The sequence below is a fragment of the Winogradskyella sp. SM1960 genome, assembly GCF_020179375.1.
In the GTDB taxonomy this organism is placed as follows: Bacteria; Bacteroidota; Bacteroidia; order Flavobacteriales; family Flavobacteriaceae; genus Winogradskyella; species Winogradskyella marina.
Map to the genome: position 1 here is coordinate 1,189,099 of NZ_JAICBG010000001.1, position 17,510 is coordinate 1,206,608.

Annotated in this window: 13 protein-coding genes; 2 read left to right on the plus strand and 11 right to left on the minus strand. The window is 32.9% G+C overall.

Features of this window, described 5'->3' with window-relative positions; translation table 11 throughout:
* Positions 1-41: 41 nt before the first annotated feature.
* The 4 genes from rbsK to K1X16_RS05010 form a co-directional block, all read right to left on the minus strand.
* The gene (gene rbsK / locus K1X16_RS04995) at positions 42-959 is read right to left on the minus strand and encodes a ribokinase (RefSeq protein WP_225035274.1); all 918 of its coding nucleotides are present in this window, start codon (positions 957-959) and stop codon (positions 42-44) included.
* A gap of 204 nt (positions 960-1,163) precedes the next feature.
* Positions 1,164-2,726, minus strand: coding sequence for a citrate lyase subunit alpha (locus K1X16_RS05000; RefSeq protein WP_225035275.1), 1,563 nt, complete (start codon positions 2,724-2,726; stop codon positions 1,164-1,166).
* A gap of 22 nt (positions 2,727-2,748) precedes the next feature.
* The gene (locus tag K1X16_RS05005) at positions 2,749-3,951 is read right to left on the minus strand and encodes an aldolase/citrate lyase family protein (RefSeq protein WP_225035276.1); all 1,203 of its coding nucleotides are present in this window, start codon (positions 3,949-3,951) and stop codon (positions 2,749-2,751) included.
* 22 nt (positions 3,952-3,973) lie between these two features.
* Entirely contained in the window at positions 3,974-5,458 is a 1,485-nt protein-coding gene (locus K1X16_RS05010; protein ID WP_225035277.1) for an SLC13 family permease, read from the minus strand.
* Between the two features lie 173 nt (positions 5,459-5,631).
* Between K1X16_RS05010 and K1X16_RS05015 the strand changes: the two genes are divergently transcribed.
* Both K1X16_RS05015 and K1X16_RS05020 read left to right on the plus strand, forming a co-directional pair.
* A complete protein-coding gene (locus tag K1X16_RS05015) occupies positions 5,632-7,161 on the plus strand; it encodes a hypothetical protein (protein ID WP_225035278.1) in 1,530 nt (509 codons plus the stop codon).
* 230 nt (positions 7,162-7,391) lie between these two features.
* On the plus strand, positions 7,392-7,787 hold the full coding sequence (locus K1X16_RS05020; RefSeq protein WP_225035279.1) for a hypothetical protein: 396 nt from the start codon (positions 7,392-7,394) through the stop codon (positions 7,785-7,787).
* On the opposite strand, the gene K1X16_RS05025 is transcribed toward K1X16_RS05020, so the two are convergent.
* The 7 genes from K1X16_RS05025 to K1X16_RS05055 form a co-directional block, all read right to left on the minus strand.
* Positions 7,765-9,132: a hypothetical protein gene (locus K1X16_RS05025; protein ID WP_225035280.1), complete on the minus strand. Its 1,368-nt coding sequence runs from the start codon at positions 9,130-9,132 to the stop codon at positions 7,765-7,767. The two genes, K1X16_RS05020 and K1X16_RS05025, sit on opposite strands and share 23 nt — an antisense overlap.
* A gap of 93 nt (positions 9,133-9,225) precedes the next feature.
* Positions 9,226-9,600, minus strand: a complete 375-nt coding sequence (locus K1X16_RS05030) for a hypothetical protein (protein ID WP_225035281.1) — start codon at positions 9,598-9,600, stop codon at positions 9,226-9,228.
* Positions 9,600-9,887 (minus strand): helix-turn-helix domain-containing protein, encoded by a 288-nt coding sequence (locus tag K1X16_RS05035; protein WP_225035282.1) that lies wholly within the window; start codon positions 9,885-9,887, stop codon positions 9,600-9,602. The genes K1X16_RS05030 and K1X16_RS05035 overlap by 1 nt, the downstream gene beginning before the upstream one ends.
* A gap of 88 nt (positions 9,888-9,975) precedes the next feature.
* Positions 9,976-11,013, minus strand: a complete 1,038-nt coding sequence (locus K1X16_RS05040) for a hypothetical protein (protein WP_225035283.1) — start codon at positions 11,011-11,013, stop codon at positions 9,976-9,978.
* Between the two features lie 2 nt (positions 11,014-11,015).
* Positions 11,016-14,219 (minus strand): type I restriction endonuclease subunit R, encoded by a 3,204-nt coding sequence (locus K1X16_RS05045; RefSeq protein WP_225035284.1) that lies wholly within the window; start codon positions 14,217-14,219, stop codon positions 11,016-11,018.
* A complete protein-coding gene (locus tag K1X16_RS05050; protein WP_225035285.1) occupies positions 14,216-15,448 on the minus strand; it encodes a restriction endonuclease subunit S in 1,233 nt (410 codons plus the stop codon). The genes K1X16_RS05045 and K1X16_RS05050 overlap by 4 nt, the downstream gene beginning before the upstream one ends.
* Positions 15,445-17,334 (minus strand): class I SAM-dependent DNA methyltransferase, encoded by a 1,890-nt coding sequence (locus K1X16_RS05055; protein ID WP_225035286.1) that lies wholly within the window; start codon positions 17,332-17,334, stop codon positions 15,445-15,447. Before K1X16_RS05055 ends, K1X16_RS05050 begins: the two co-directional genes overlap by 4 nt.
* Positions 17,335-17,510 lie beyond the last annotated feature (176 nt).

Below are 17,510 nucleotides of genomic sequence, written 5' to 3' on the forward strand. Positions count from 1 at the left end.
TTCGATTTCATAAATTAGTTTATTTAGTTTAGTTAAATGGTTTATAGAGATGAAATCAATTCCCTTTTATAAGGAATCGATGACTGAGCACCCATTTTTTGCACACAAAGGCCAGAAGCTTTTACAGCTATCTTTGCTGATTCTGTTATAGATTTTCCTTCTGACAACCCAACACATATTGTTCCATTGAAACAATCACCCGCAGCCGTAGTATCGATAGCCGTAATTTCCTTGGTTGGCGCAATAATAGAATAGTCATCCCCTTCTTTAACAAATGCACCTAAAGCCCCCATTGTAATTACAACATTCGCCACTCCTTTTTCACTAATTACATCTGCCGCTTCCTTAGCTTTTTTATAGTCATTAACTTTTATTCCGGATAAAATCTCAGCTTCTGTTTCATTTGGGGTAATTAGAAAAAGCCCTCTTAATAGTTTCTCTGGTAAAATTCGTGCTGGCGCTGGGTTTAAAATAACACGTGTTTGTTTTTTTAATGCTAACTCTGAAACATATTCAACCGTTTCAATTGGTATTTCTAACTGCATAAGTATTAAGTCTGCTTCACATATATAGCTCTTAAACTTTTCAATATCTTTTGGTGTCAAATTCGCATTAGATCCTGACGCAACTGATATACAATTTTCACCCTCAGAATTAACCATAATAAGCGCTACACCTGAGGGATTTTTGGAATCTGATAATATTAAATCTGTATTGATTCCTTCCGAATTATATAACTCTAAAGATTGTTTCCCAAAAACATCATTACCTGTTTTAGCAATAAAAGTCACATCCCCTCCCTGACGAGCAGCAGCCACCGCTTGATTAGCACCCTTACCACCTGGGTTCATTAAAAACACTCCGCCAATAACTGTTTCTCCAGGTGTCGGCAAACGGTCACTTTTAATAACCATGTCTGTGTTGCAACTTCCTACAACCAATATTTTTTTTACATCCATATCTTATATTAATATCAATAAATTTATAATTTTATTTAAGCGAACAATAACACATTTTTTAAACAAAAAATACGATCAAAATAATATTTTAAAACACAATTACCTTATAATCAATGCAATAAATAAACTATTAGCGCATTTTAAAATAATCTCAAACTAATATTTGTCACAAATCTATACACATACCCAAAAAATTTACGACTCTTATTGCGCAACCCTTCTTACAACGTCTATTACAGACCCATCCACCCATTTCACAACAGCCACTATATCATCTTCAAAAATCAATTTTTGAGGAACTCCACAGATGGCTTCAGCCTCCTCCTTAAGCTCCGTTATAGTCTTAATAGGCAATCCCGAATTTCTAGTTTTCTCTATCAAATCAACCCTTAAAGGATTAATAGCAATCCCTCTTTCCGTAATTATAACATCTATCAATTCCCCTGGTCCACATATAGTTGTTACTCGATCTTTAACTACAGGTATTCTATCCCTAAAAAGAGGAATAGGCAAAATAGTGCACTTTGAAAACAAACAGTTTTGCCATCCACCTAGCCCATGCAATAAAAGTCCATCAGAATGGGTAACGACATTTGCATTAAAATCCACATCAACTTCTGTAGCTCCCAAAACCACAACATCTACCAATTGAGCAAAATTCCCCTTCCCATGATAATTATAACTAGTAAAAGGACTTGTATCTACATGATTAGAATTCTCCCTCATCGAACCAACCCCTTCTAAGTCAAAAGTCTGACCATCTAGAATAAAATCCAATAAATCATTTTTTAACATATCAACTAAAAACTTGTTACTTCCACCTCTTGCAAAGCGAGCTTTAATTCCTCTTTTCTTAAGCACCTCAGCAAAATAATAACCAACAGCCAATGATGTCCCACCAGCACCTGCCTGAAAAGAAAAACCATCTTTTATAATTCCAGCTTGTTCACAAAAACGAGCTGTCATTTTTGCTAAAAATAAACGATCAGGACTTTTTGTAATCTGAGTTGTTCCAGACAATATTCTCTCCGAAACCCCTATGCGATCCACCTTCACAACATAATCAACATAATTCCCTTGAATTTGCCATGGCAAACACGGAAAAGCCACTAAATTATCCGTTGCAACAATAACCTTATTTGCATATTGAGCATCCGCTAATGCAAACCCCAATAAACCACATGCCGACGATCCGTTAACACCATTAGCATTCCCAAAACTATCAGCAGTTGGCGCCGCAATTACAGCAATATCTATCTCCACTTCACCATCTTGAACCGCCTGATACCTCCCACCATGAGAACGAAGCACACCAACACCTTTCATTTTCCCCTGAGAAACATATCGTCCTAACGCACCATTTAGACTTCCTTCTATATGATGAATTGTACCATTATCCATATATTTAATTAATTCAGCATGACACTCAAAGGAAGCCGAGGGAAACCAAATTAAATTCCTCACCCCCAACTCCGAAGCGATTTCAAATATTTTAATTGCAATAAGATCTCCGTTTCTAAAATGGTGATGAGTAGAAATTGTCATCCCATCACTTAAACCTGACTTCACAAGAGCATCCTTTAAATTTGAAATTAATTTATCACCATCATTCGGAAAGTCAATACAAGTAGATATCCTTGGCGCATATTTACGACCTTCAGGCCTATGCTTATTAACCCCTTTATACGGAATTAAGCTACCACCATTTACAGCGTTAGGCACCTCTCTACCAACAGCATTCACAAGCATATTATTCTCAGTTTTCATACCTTAATATTTATTAGTCTTATTAGTTTTCGAACGATCTATGGAATGCAATTGATTTTTCAATTATACTTTTCGCTTTTTCAACCACTGGCATATCAATCATTTTAGTCCCGAGCGAAACCACACCAACCCCATTTTCAACAGCCTCATCGTAGGCATCAACAATTTCTTTAGCCTCCTGCAACTCCTCTTCAGTAGGCGCAAAGTTCTTACGGATTACCTCAATTTGCCTTGGATGAATACAGCCCATACCCTCATACCCAAGGGATTTTGACATAAGCACACTATCCTTTAACGCTTCTAAATTCTCTACATCACTAAAAACCGAATCTATTGGCTGAATATTAAATGCCTTACAAATTGTAACAATTTCCATCCTGGCAAAAAAAGTCTCCATACCCAATTGAGTTCTTTTGACACCAACATCTGCAGTATAATCCTCCAATCCGATAGCAATTCCAACAATCATTTCGGAAGATTCAACTATTTCCCTTAAGTTTATAACCCCCATCGCACTTTCAATTATAGGCATCAACCATATAGGATATTTAACTGAGAAATCTTCTTTAATTTCATTAACGCGCTCAGATACTAATGCTATTTGCTCTTCATTCTCACATTTAGGTATCAATATTAGGTTTACACCATGAGACACAATAAAAGGTAAGTCATTCAATCCTTCTGGTAGCTGGTTAATCCTAACCATTCTTTCAGCACCTAAAAAATTTAAACTCCTAAGAGCATTCCTTACTAGAAAACGAGCTTCTTGTTTCTTATGAAACGCGACAGCATCTTCTAAGTCCAAAATAATACTATCCGACCTATGTATTCCTGAATTTATCATTAAACTCGGAGTGTTTCCTGGCAAGTACAACCTCGTCACCCTTGACCTTCCTTTGTTTGACATCGATCTATTCTCTGGAATTTGTTTTAACAAAAATTGTTTATCAGAATGCTTAGCTTTCTTTATCACCCCCTCCAGCCTTGCCGCCAAAACAAAATCTAAAGCACCACTATCCTCGATATTTAAAACAGCATGCTTGACACTAAAGTAATCAAGAATCTCACAACATAGTTGCTTTATATGCTTACCGAAAATAGGCGCAACTTTACTATTTAAGTTTACCACAATACCGCCCTGATCTTTTAATTCTAAAGAAATATAACAGTCCGAACGAACCTTTTCTCCTTTATTCCCAATCGTAAATACTCTTTTTGTTTCCATAATTAATTTATCAAATTATAATTTACTCTACCATTGCCCACTCCGGCAGCTCTAGTTCAATTCCAAGCCATGGTATTATAAAAAAATAGAATATTAGTGGTAGTAATACTATAACAATTATGTTTAGCCAAAATCCACATTTAATCATTTCTGGAACAGTAACACAATTACTCGCAAAAACAACTGTATTTGGCCCTGTTGCAGCAGGCATCATAAACGCACACGAACACACTACAGTTGCCGGAACCATAAAAAGCAATGGATTCATGCTTGCCGCAACAGCAGTACTTGCCAATACAGGCAAAAGAATATTTGCACTTGCCGTATTTGAATTAAACTCTGTAAAAACCAAAACGAATGCAATTACAACAATAAGAATAGTAAAAAACGAAAAGTCGCTCACAAATGTGAGTTGCCCACCCAACCAATCAGCTAGACCGGTTGAATCAAACCCATTAGCAACAGCATATCCTCCACCAACAATAATCACAACACCCCAAGGCACTTGCTTTGCCTCATCCCAATTTAATAGCTTTCTATTTTTATTTGCAGGAACAACAAACAACAAGATTGCAGAAGCCATCGCTATAGTCCCGTCGTGAACACGGCCTGATATTCCCAAAATTTCAGTCCAACCAACAATATGAAACTCCCCAATATAAATCGCATCTTTAAAAACCCAAGCAAAAACAGTCAATACAGCGATATATAAAACACGTCTTTCACCTGATTCAATTTTCCCCAAAGCTTTCAACTCCTCTTTTACAACGTTTAAATTATCACTTAAACCTCCACTTATTTTAAAATACTTTACAATAAATATCCAAAATATTGGAATAAAAACTATTACCACAGGAACCCCTATCTTCAACCATTTAAAAAAATTCAAAGTAGGAGCCTCAGAAAACAACTTCTCAAATATCCCTATAAAAATCATATTAGTCGGTGAACCTATCAAGGTTGCTAATCCACCAATCGAAGCTGAATATGCTATAGCAAGCATTAAAGCAGTTGCAAAATTATTATTTCCTATCGTCGTATTTTCATCCTTTTCAATTATCGACAAACCAATAGGCAGCATCATCAACGCCGTAGTAATATTTGCAATCCACATAGAAACAAACGCGGTAGCGACCATCATACTTAAAATAATCTTAGAACGACCAGTACCAAAAAAAGTAAGAATTTTTAAGGCTATCCTTTTATGTAAATTTTGAATTTCTATAGCTTTAGCCAAAAAAAAGATAGCCAAAAACATAAGTACATAATTATGACCATAATTAGAAGCCGTTTCAGACGGAGATAAAACATCAAAAACAGGAAACAAAACCAAAGGAACAAATGCTGTCACATAAACAGGCACAGCTTCGGTAATCCACCAAACACTCATAAGCACAACTACCCCAGCTGTAATTTTTGCTTCATAACTCATACCATCTGGAGTCGGCAAAAACTGAATAACAACAAAAAGTAAAAAACCTAAAATTATACCTATATTTTTTTTCATCTTAATATATGTTTACTCTCAAATTTATTCGGAATAAACATTAATATTCATCAAAAAATATACTATTTTTATAATTTCAAATTTGCATAAAAAAAATAAAGTATTTGATAATCAATGATCTATGGATCTTATTTTGTCTACAGTATATATTTACATAAAATAAACCTTAAACTATGACCAAGTCAGAATCGTTAATATATCTCATAAATTCACTTACCAAAGCTGAAAAAAAATCAATCAGTAGCGCTTTGATGAATTCTAACTCTAATTACGAAAAACTTTATTTCATCATAGCAAAAAACAAAAATTCTTCGGTAGATATTATTAGCGATAAATATTACAACCTTTGCAAAAAAACATCTTTTGAAACCTCTGTCATTTACCTTCATAAATACATACTAAACTCAATTTTAGAATTAAGAAAACATCAAGATGTAAGCTTTTTATTATTTGACAACATCGCCAAGGCTCGGATATTATTTGAAAAATCACTTTATAAAGAATGTTTTAAACTATTAAAAAAAACTAAAACTAAAGCTCTTGAACAAGAAAACCAATACGCCTTTCTCATCTCATCTCGCCTTGAACTAGATTATCTCCTTTCCCTAAATTACCCAGAAATAGATGAAAAAACTTTACTTAGAAAACAATTTAAATTAAATGATGCATTATTAACTATTCAAAAAACAAATAAACTTTCATCATTACTTGAACTACTAAAGCACAGAATGGTTTATTCAGGTAAAGCAAAAACGGAATCACAAAAAAATCAGCTAAACGATTTGGTCATGACCGAAATGAGTATTATAAATTCGTTTGCAAAAGAAAATGTAGAAATAGACAAGATACATCAACTCTTCCAGGCGAATTACTTAATTGACGTTGGTGATTTTGAGTCAGCTCAACGTTCGTTTTATGGGTTAAATGAATTAATGGAAAAAAACAAACACCTTTGGTCCGACCCTCCTATATATTATCTTTTTACATTAGAAGGCATATTAGACACACTGAGAAGCCAACGAAATTATAACGGAATGGAGTATTTCGTTAAACAACTAAAGAAACTTCAAGGATCTTTTCAATATTTTAATTCCAGAATAGAATGCACCATATTCTTATATGAATTAATCCCATTACTAGATAATGGCGACTTTAAATCTAGTTTCGAGCTAATGAAATCAAGTACTGATAATTTGTTAAAAAACGAACATTTGCTTAGCTTATCTCAAAAAGCAGAACTAAAACTACACATATCCCTGATTTACTTTGGTTTACGAGAATTCAAAATGGCTCAGAAAATCCTGAATAAAATTATCTTTGCAAGTAAAGATTATAGTCAACTCCCCCTATACAGAACCATCAGATTAGTTAATCTACTAATACTTTATGAGTTGAAAGATTTTGATTTTATAAAATATGAATCTCGAACTTTAAACAGAGAAATACAAATTGCAAAAAAGAGTTATAAAATAGAAAGAGAGATTATTAAGTTCGTAAACAAACATAATTTACCATATTTAAGCTCAAAGCGATCCAGGCTTTGGACAAAAAAAGAAGAAAAATTTAAACTTATTTCGAAAGACACCTACGAAAAACAAACTTTAAAATATTTTGATTTCTTAGTCTGGATAGAAAGCAAAATAATGAGAGTTAAATTTTCTGAATTAATAACTAAAAAAAGAAATTCCAACCCTCCAATTTAATATCTAAGGATCTTACAAAAGCAATCCGCCAATTTGAGACTTCATTTTACAATAATATTTTTTCTAGCAAATACGACTCATATCATACCTCATTAATCCTATATATAATATTACTGTTTCCCGTAACGAAAACTTGAAATTAACCCTTATTTTGCTACAAATTTAAATTTCATAAAAAACTTCTATCTACTTTTATTCGTTTTTTGTTTTAACAGGATGTTCTTCTTCTGATGACAATTCAAGAAACAACCATTTCTTTTAACCCACCTTCATGGATTCAAGGCACTTGGACATCAGATGCAAATTTTACTGATTTTAGATATAAGCCAGACGACTTTTGTTACCTAGATGGTACAACTGAATATTGCCACAAAGAAAGAATTGAAAACAGCAATGGAGCAATTGAAGCAAATGAAACTATCACTGAAACTACTTATGATATCGAATATTCAGGAGGTGGTACTAAAAACTATTGGAGCTTCATTAAAATATCCAATACAAAAATTGTATGTGTAAATCCTATGGCAAGGGAACCAAATATGATATTTTATAAGATTAATTTGGAGTTTACCCTATTAAACCCAAACCCTAAAATTCTATTTTTCAATCCCAAACCTCAACTTTAAGTACAGGTGTGAATTTTAGAGCTTCAGAGAGGGCTTCCTCCATAAACTGACGTAACACCTCAATATTGTCTTCAGTGGTTATTAAACAGTCGTGAAGTGTAAATAAAGGCATCCTACCATTATGCTTTTTATTGAATTGTCTTGCTACAATATCTAACATAAAATAACTTTCCATTTGTAGTAATAAATAGGAAAAATACTCATGGTTAACTTCCTTGAACTTTTTAAGCCATTTTAAGATACTAGGATAATGCATATTAAATTCTGCTTCTTCATTTAAAAATTGAGCAGGTTTAGCGTTAAACATCGACAGGAAATTAGTTTTAATAACTTCACGTAAATCTGCCGTATCGCCATCAAATTCTCTACCACAAATTCTCTGTACATTTTTTAAATAATACTCATCGGGTTTTAGTGATGTATCAAAGTTATGAATGGTATGCATCCCATCAATAAATGATTCATAAAATTGTCCTGAAATCACTTTTTCCTTGCAAAGCTCAATCTCTTTATCCATAGGACTTAAGAGAGTTTTTATAAACATATAATGACGGTAGTAACATTTATCACTATTAATAACATTATTAAGATGAATATTATCAGTATTAATATTACTTAATATGAAGGTATATATAGTTGGTATGGATGCCGACACATCACATCCTGCGAGTTTTATACCCTCATATCTTAAAAACTGTCGTAACTCTTTTGAAAGACGTGTTAATTGATGATGCAGCCTTCCATCAGTTCTATTAGTATATTTTATTGAAAATTCTCGATTCGATATTTGTGCAATACTAATAGCATTTAATAAGTGTTTTCTATAATCGAATTTTTCAGCAAATAGATTTTTATTCCTCAGGTTTGCGCCTTCCATATTAATGGTTAGTTTTTCGTTAAAATACTTACCTAAAAAATTATAGCGTCTCTTAAACGAGTTATTACTCTTTAGATCAACTGTACTATTTAAAAATTTAAGCATTTTTTTATCGGTTATACTAACTATTTCAACTTCCTCCCCAAAATAATATGGTGCTAAACGATAGGAATAACAACTGCCTTTTTGATAATCGTTCCTAAACAATATATTACCTATAATAGGAAGGTTATCACATAAATATCGTAAATGGTTTCGATAATAATAGGGGTGGTTATTTGTTATACTTGAACACATAGGAATCCAAATTTCCTTTTCATCGCTTTCCAACCTATAGGCAGTTTGTTTTATAATTTCACTAATGAGCCAATAGCCATAATCAATATTAAAGTTGAAGCTTGGCGGGCATTTCTTTATACGCTCTTCTAGATTTAAAATACTTGGTTTTATAATATTATAATGTGTCATTTTTGTTTGAGTTTAGACAATACCAAGCCTTGCGATGCATTACACATCGCTTAGCGGTATTGTGATTAAAAAATTATTTAGAAATTGCCTGAGTTAGGCGGAAATGTGGAAGCAAGAATTTAGCTCCTCGTAAGTCTCAGTAAGGTGTAGCATCTCATTTTTAACAAACATCTGCTCTACAACGAAGTTCACTTTTTTATCTTTCCAATGTTCTTTAGAGAAGTTAAATGTATTTTCATCTGAACTACCAATAAAGTTATGCTTTTGAAAAAAGAGTAAGTATTTATCAAAATCCTTTAATTGAAAGGTAAAATGAGGTCTTTGAACATAACCATCTTCTTCCTGATCTAAAAGAATCTGAAAATACAGAATGGCTATTTCTTTGCTTAATCTAGATTTCTCTAATGTCTTTTCTAAGTAGTTAAAATGCTTTACTACTCTACTGTAAGTTTTGATTTCTACTCTCATTACGCCACGTCGTTTAAAAGGTTTAACAATTCGCTTTTTGAGTAGTACACTCTTCCTCCTAAGTTTTTAGGCTTAATTAAATTCTTTTTCCCATAGCTCCATAGGCTTGTATAGGAAATGTTCAAAAAGTCTTTCGCTTCCTCTCGGGTAAGCAAATCTTTTTCTTCTGTTTGAGAACTTAAAAATAGTTCTCTTGTTTTAGAAAGTTCTGAAGCGACTGCTTCTTTAATAAGTCCTGTGAAGTCTTCTACGGATAGACCAAATCCATTGATTGTGTTTACATTCATCTTTATTATTTTTAATAATTTAGAATACAAACATCGAAGTATTTCCTGTTTTATTTATGGAAGTTTTTTCCGATAATCGGAAGAGAAATTAAATTTCAAAAATATTATTAAAATTATTCTCTCGTTCAGGGGTGGTAGTTTTATCTAAAGATCTGAAACAATTTTTCTCATAAATCATATTGTAAATTTTCTCCGTTATAAATTCACTTTCTTTTAAATACTCGTTATACTCTAAATGCTTTTTAGTATGAATCAAACCTTCATGTTTTAATCTCTGAATTAAGTATGATAAATCTATATAAGGCTCCACAATATGCTTTCCCAAATATTCCTTGAACTGCAGAAAAGTTTCTATTTCTTTAAATATATCAGAATCAGGGTTTTGTAATTTTAACGTTTCTGACGGATTCTGACTTTCATTTTGAACAACTTGTGATGTATTAGAAATCAGAACAGGCAGTTGTTCATTCAAAAAAAATTCAAATTCACTCTTTTCATAAAAGTATTCATATTTTTCCTTCAGCTTATAAAAAAGGCTATCCATTTCTTCATACAACGCTAACATATAATTAGTTACCTCATCGATTTCCTCAATACTAAATCGACCTACACCTTCATGTCCAAATAAATAAATATTTTTGCTATTAACATCACAAGTGAAACCAGAACCCAACCTACTATTAGCTATCGATATTTTTGGCAATAAAGTTTCATTTATCAAAAACTGTATAGAATCTGTTTTTTCAAGATTGTTATTAATGAATTTATCTATTTCCTTAAGTAAAATTAATTTCTTCTCTTTAAACTTAGTTTTAAACAATTCAATAAAGTCATTTTCTCGATTTATAAAATCTTCATAATTTAATTTCTGAATTTTCGTTTCGTTTACATCCGCAAGGAAACAAGGGTGAAAGTAATCATTAGAAAGATTTTCTCTTTCTTTATTAGATAAACTTAAAATTTTATATTCAGTTTTAACTATTTTAAATTCTTCTCCAAAATATATTCTTTCATCTATGATTTCAGGTTCGGTTTTTACAGTAACGATTTCTCCCACCATAAAATCCTCTAAAGAATTTAAATCATACAGATTCAGTTCGTCCAATATTTCACTAATTCTTGACATAACTAAACCCCTAAATTCCCATAATCTCGATACTGAGATTCGAAAAAATTATACAATACTTCTGTTTTAACGGCAATGTCGCCATCTTCATAAGTAGGATAAGGAAGCTTACTATACAAGTAATCGTTAATTGCTTTTCTTACTGCTGCTTTGGTTTGTGTTTTTTCAGTCCAATCTTCTACTTTAAACTCTTTTTCTTGTAGCTTTTTAAGTAAATTTTTCGCAGCTGCTTTTACTTCAGCCTTCTCCTTATCGGTTATCTTTTTACCTTTATTAAGCATATCAAATACCGCTAACTCTTCTTCGCTTAACATTTCCTTACCTGAGCGTTTTTCCTCTTCCGTAAGCTCTCCAAATAGATTAAGAAGCTCATCAAACACCTCTTTAATAGATTTATATTCTTTACCCAAGTTATAGTCTTCTATAATTTCCTCGTAACGCTCGTAGAAATCAATTCGTAATGGGTTGTTTTTTATAAGTGTATCTAACTTTTTCTTCACGCGTTCTTGCAAAGATTTAACGGCTATATTTTTATTACTTTTTATCTGTTCAAACTCGGCTTTTATTTTATCAAAATCGAGTTTGCTGATGTCTACTTGTTTACCGTAATCTTCCACTTTATCAAGTGCTGTATTGTAGGTCTCTATAGATTCATTCACCACATCTTGTACTTGCTTAACTAAGTACGTAACATCTGCCTCATCAACTTTATCTGCTATTAAATTATACAATCCGTTGATAGCATCTCTTTCAGGTTTATAGATGTAAATCGCTTTGTTAGGCATTAAAGCTTTGTATTTTTTAAAAACCTCTCTTCCTAAAACATTAAACTTATTTCTGGTATCTTGATTTTTACATACGGCATTATACCCTTCTTGTAAATACTTAATACGGTAAACGGTATCTTCAGCTTTTATAATGACATTTAAATCAAAGTCGCAATCGTGTTTTAGGAAAGATATCGTAGCTTCTATAGTCTCTTTTAGTTCTTCTTCTAATTCTTCTAATGGTTTTACAGGTGGTTCATCTACAGTGTCTTCTCCTCCTTTTCCTTTAGACGTTCCGCCACCATAAATAGCTAAGGCATCTAAAAGGGCTTTATAGGTTTCTATATAATCTACAATTAAACCGTTGTTTTTTCCTGAATGTACACGGTTTGCTCTTGCAATGGCTTGCATTAAAGTATGCGACTTTAAAGGCTTATCTATATATAAAGTAGATAAACTTTTTACATCAAAACCTGTAATCCACATTGCACATACAATGGCAATTCTAAACGGATTGTTCTCATCTTTAAACTCGCTTTCTAAATCGCGCGAATTCATTTTTTCGCGATGTGGCTCTATATCTAAACCCCAATCTCTAAACTTTTTAATCTCGTTTTGCTCAGAACTTATAATAACAGATACTTCGGTTTCTTTTACCCAATTTAGATTTCGATATGCCAATATTTGCTCTTGTTCATCGGCAATATTTCTAACCTCTTTTTCTAATTTCGCAACGTATTTCTTCCATTCCTCAGTAATGAAATCATACATTTTTACAGCTGTTACTTTATCTAAGGCAACAAACAAGGCTTTCCCTTTATAACCTCTGGTATTAAAATGTTCTACTACATCTTTTGCAATGGCTTTTAAACGTTTGTTGGCAGTTAAAATAGGATACTCTCTTGCGAATAACTTTTTTAGTTTTTCTTCTTCATTATCATCTAAATCAAACTCGTCTATTTTGCTTTTTATTTGTGCATCTATTTCAGGATTATCTAACTTTAATTTCTCCCCTCTATTTTCATAATACAACGGAACGGTTGCACCATCTTCTATAGAACGTTTAAAGTCGTATTTAGAAACATAATCTCCAAAAATACGTTTGGTTAACTCATCATCTTTAAATAGTGGTGTGCCTGTAAAGCCCATAAACGAAGCGTTGGGTAAAGCTTTACGCATATTCATAGCAAATGAACCGCCTTGTGTACGGTGGGCTTCGTCTGAAATAACAATAATATCGTCGCGCTGACTTAATTCTTCTTCAAAATTAAATTTATGAATGAGTGAGAATATATATTTATTATCGGTTTGCAGTAATTCTTTTAAATGTGCTGCTGAAGTCGCTTTGGCTTTTTTATTTTTTGAAGCACCAACACCTTCATAAGTAGCATAAATTTGGTCGTCTAATTCGGTTCTATCGGTTAATAAAACAAAGGTGTAATTACTGCTTAACTGTCTTGCTATTTTTTGAGTAAGGAAAACCATTGAATACGATTTACCCGAACCTTGTGTATGCCAAAACACGCCTAAACGTTGGGATTCTTCTTTAGTAATCTCGCCTTTATTGTATTTTTCTTTTAAATCTTTTAAGTGATTTACCGCTTTATTTACTCCTAAAAACTGATGGTTTCTCGCGACTAACTTAGCTACTTTATCTAAAGAATCATCGTAAAGAATAAAGTTTTCAAAAATATCTAAGAGGTTCTCTTTATTACACGTGCCTCTAAGTACCGTATCTAAACTAATAATACCTTCTTCATCTTCTTTAATACGTTTCCATTCGTGGTAATGTTCAAATTTTGAAGTAAACGAACCTACTTTGCTTTCTATACCATTACTTAAAATAATAAAAGCGTTGGTGTGCCATATTTTAGGTATCACATCTTTGTAATCGCTTAGGTTTTTCTCGTAAGCCGATTTTATAGAAATATGATGCGCTTTTAACTCTATAAACACCAAAGGCAAACCATTTACAAAACCAACAACATCAGGTCTTCTTGTTCTGCCCGAAACGCCTTTTACCCACAATTGCTGAACCGCCAAAAAGTGATTCTCTTGTGGTTTTTTAAAATTAAAAATCTGTATTTTTTTTTCTTTAATGAGCTCTCCTTTTTTGTTTTTGTAGGTAACAGGAATGCCTTTTTTAAGCAGTTGGTATTTTTCTTGATTAATATCTGCTAAGGTTTTAGAAGCTTCTGCTTTTGCTATTTGCTCATACGCTTGGGTATATGCCATCTCAGGCAAATTGGGATTGAGTTTTTTTATCGCGGTAATAAAATGATGCTTTAAAACCACCTGCTCTTGGCTGTCTCTACCAATAGTACCTATAGCTCCAAAACTCTCGTTATGGAATACATTGGCAGTTTCCCAACCCAAACCTTTTAACAGGTTGATGGTGGTTTTTTCTATTAAGCTGTCTTCTGAATAATCATTGCTCATACTTCTAAAGTTCTATTCATTAAACGTGGTAAAAGTAGGTCTCTTGCTTCTTTGAGGGTTTGGTTTTGTTGAAGTAAACTATTAATTTGACCAAAAATGTTCTTTATACTTTTAGTAAATTTATCTTCTGTTTTTTCAGAAACTATTAAAAACGGTATTGACTTAACAATTTTTGAATTTAACGCAGTTCCAATAGAAGAGGTACTACCTAAACTTTGATAATTAAAGGATTTTAAAAACATATAGGTAAACTCTGTGGATGGCGTATTCTTATCAATATTAAAATGAGCGATTGCTTCATTAGTAACCATATCTTCTGTTGTTATTTTAACAGCTCCAACCGTTAATTTAAAACTTAGTAATACTGTATTTTGAGGAACTACTTTAACATTAAATTTTTTAACACCATCAAATGTTATTCTTTCCTTCGTTTTGAACACATACGTTGAGGCTTTATTCATATCAGAAATTGACACCCATTTCACACCTTCTTTTCGAGAAAACCATTCAGGTTCTTTTCTTGGTGGTGTTTTACCTATATTTATTTTAAATATTTCATCAGCTCTAATTTTCTCCCACCCTTCAGGCAAACCTGTTTCTTCGTTGATAGGTGTATTTTCGTGGTTTGGAAATTTAAAATCTACAAACCATTCTTTGTAAATGCGTTGCGCTGTTTCTTCTAACAATTGAATACGCTTTAGGTTGTTTTCAATTAAATCATCATACACACTTAAAATGGAAGCTATCTTTTTTTGGGTTGGAAGTGATTCAATATAGATTACAGGTAAACTTCTAATCATTCCAAGACTTAAAAAACTTTGAGCTACACCACTTTTAATTTTTTGAATGGATTTCTGAAATAAATCAGATTTTAACCAATAATACAGATAGATAGGTAGTATTTTATCATCAAATGGTCGTAAAATAGAAACACTACTTGACAATCCAAATTCCTCATTATTTTTCACTAGATATGGTGAGCCAATTGAACCTATAATACTTAAAAGTATATCATTGGCTTGAGGTTTAGTTATAGCTTTAGATTTACTTTTAAAAAATTTTTCAAAATCCTCCTGACTTATAAAATCTAGTTTAGACAAATCTAAACCGTCTATTTTAAAGTTTTTTGAAGTTAGATAAGGAACACCGCTCTCTTTCCTTTTAATACTAGCGTGTGCACCATCTCCTACATCACATACATTTTCAATTTTCACTTCAATTAAACTCATATCCCCAACTCCGTTAAATCTGTTTGTATTTGTTGTGCTAAGCCCACGGCTTCCTCATTTAACAAGTGTAATTCTTGTTTAATTTCTGCCATACGTTCGTCAAAATCAAAACCTTCTTCTTCCTCTATAGGTGCAACACCTACATAACGCCCTGCGGTAAGGCTATAATCGTTGGTTTTAATTTCTTCGCGGTTAACTATTTTACATAAACCTGCTACATCGGTATAAACGCCTTCAGGGAAACGTTTTTCTAACCAATTTACCTCTTTAGTAAAATAGATGTGTTGATCTATTTGTTTATTAATAGTTTCTAAAAATGTTTCAAGGCTACTAATGTGGTCTTGGGTTTTCTTCTTAAGTTTCTTGTCTTTTTTAACTGCTTCTGTTTTTAATTCGGCTTTAAGTGCTTCTATTTGCTTTTTGGTGGCAACGTTTAATTTTCGTTTGTCTTCCTTTGCGCTTTCTGCCTTGAGTACATCATCCTTTATACTTAATAGTTTTTCTTTTAGTATGCTATTTAGTATGGTATTGGCTTCTTTTAGGTGTTGCTCAGCACTTTCTTTGTACTGTGCAAGTGTTTCTGCAAACAAGCTATTATCCCCTCTATAAAGGGCTACAATGGCGTGTATGTTTTGTAGGTGTTCTTCGGTAAAATCGTGTAAGCTAGACGAGACTTTTCTATACACATCTCTAAGGTCTAACATTAGGGTTTGGTCGGCACGTTTCGCATCTAATTCTTTTGAACGGTCAAAAAACCAAATAGAACAAGGTAAAGAACGTGTGTAGAAAAATTTAGTACCAATAGACACCATTACATCTACCGCACCTGTTTCTACTAATTCTTGCCTTATGGTTTTTTCAGAATGTCCTGCATCACTTGCAGAACTTGCCATTACAAAACCTGCTCTTCCGTTTTGGTTTAAGTATGAATAAAAATATTGAATCCACAGGTAATTGGCGTTATCATTCTTAGGTAAACCAAAAGGTAAACGAGGGTCGTTTTTTACACTGTCTTTTTTCTTATCTACGCCATCTACATTAAAAGGTGGATTAGCCATTACAAAATCGCAATCGCCTACTAAATCGTGATGGTCTTGGTAAAAGCTATTCCCTTGCATAATGTTAGCATCTAAGCCGTGAACAGCCATATTCATTTTTGCTAACTTGGTGTTGGTATCTGCTTTTTCTTGTCCGTAGAAAGTTACTTTTTGAGAAGCTTCTGTTTGTAGTTTTTCTTCAATAAAATGAGCCGTTTGTACAAACATACCTGCACTACCACAAGCAGGGTCGAAAACCGTACCGTGATTAGGTTCTATAATTTTTACAATGGTATTTACAAGACTTGGTGGTGTAAAGAACTCGCCACCCTCTTGTGCGCCACTCATGGCAAACTTGTTTAAGAAGTATTCGTAAATACGACCAAAAACATCGCCTGTAACCTTATCTAGCAATGGGTCGTTAAAAATACGTATTAAACGAAATAGCAAGTCGCTTTCAAAAAGCATATACTCTTTAGGCAACACATCTTGAAGGACTTCATATTCTGCTTCAATACTTTTCATTGCTTCGTTTAGATATTCGCCTATATCTACACTTTCAGGAAGCGCGTTAATGGTTTTCCATTGGGCATTATCGGGTAAGAATATAGCATTGGCAGAAAGAAAATCTGTTTTGTTTACAGGTCTCTTTCCACGTTGGGGGTGTGAAGGTAAAGTTTCTTCTATCTCTTCTTTGGCTGTTATAAAACGGTTATATGCGTGTCTTAAAAATATGAGACCTAGCACAGGAAAACTGTATTCGGTTGCGGTAAGTTTACTATTTGCTCTTAGGTCATCAGCAGCTTTCCAGAGTCTATCCTCTAGCTGCTTAAGTTGTTCTCTAGTCATTAAGTGTTTAGTAAGGTTTTAGTTAATTGCAAAATACAAAAGTTTTATGATTTTAGATAAAATCAGCGTCTGTATTCGAGGCGGTTATGACTTTTTGAAAATGACTTATCAGAAAAGAGCTTTTTGCTTCCTACCCCCGCCTTTTTCTCTAATTTTAAAAGCACTATATATGGGGC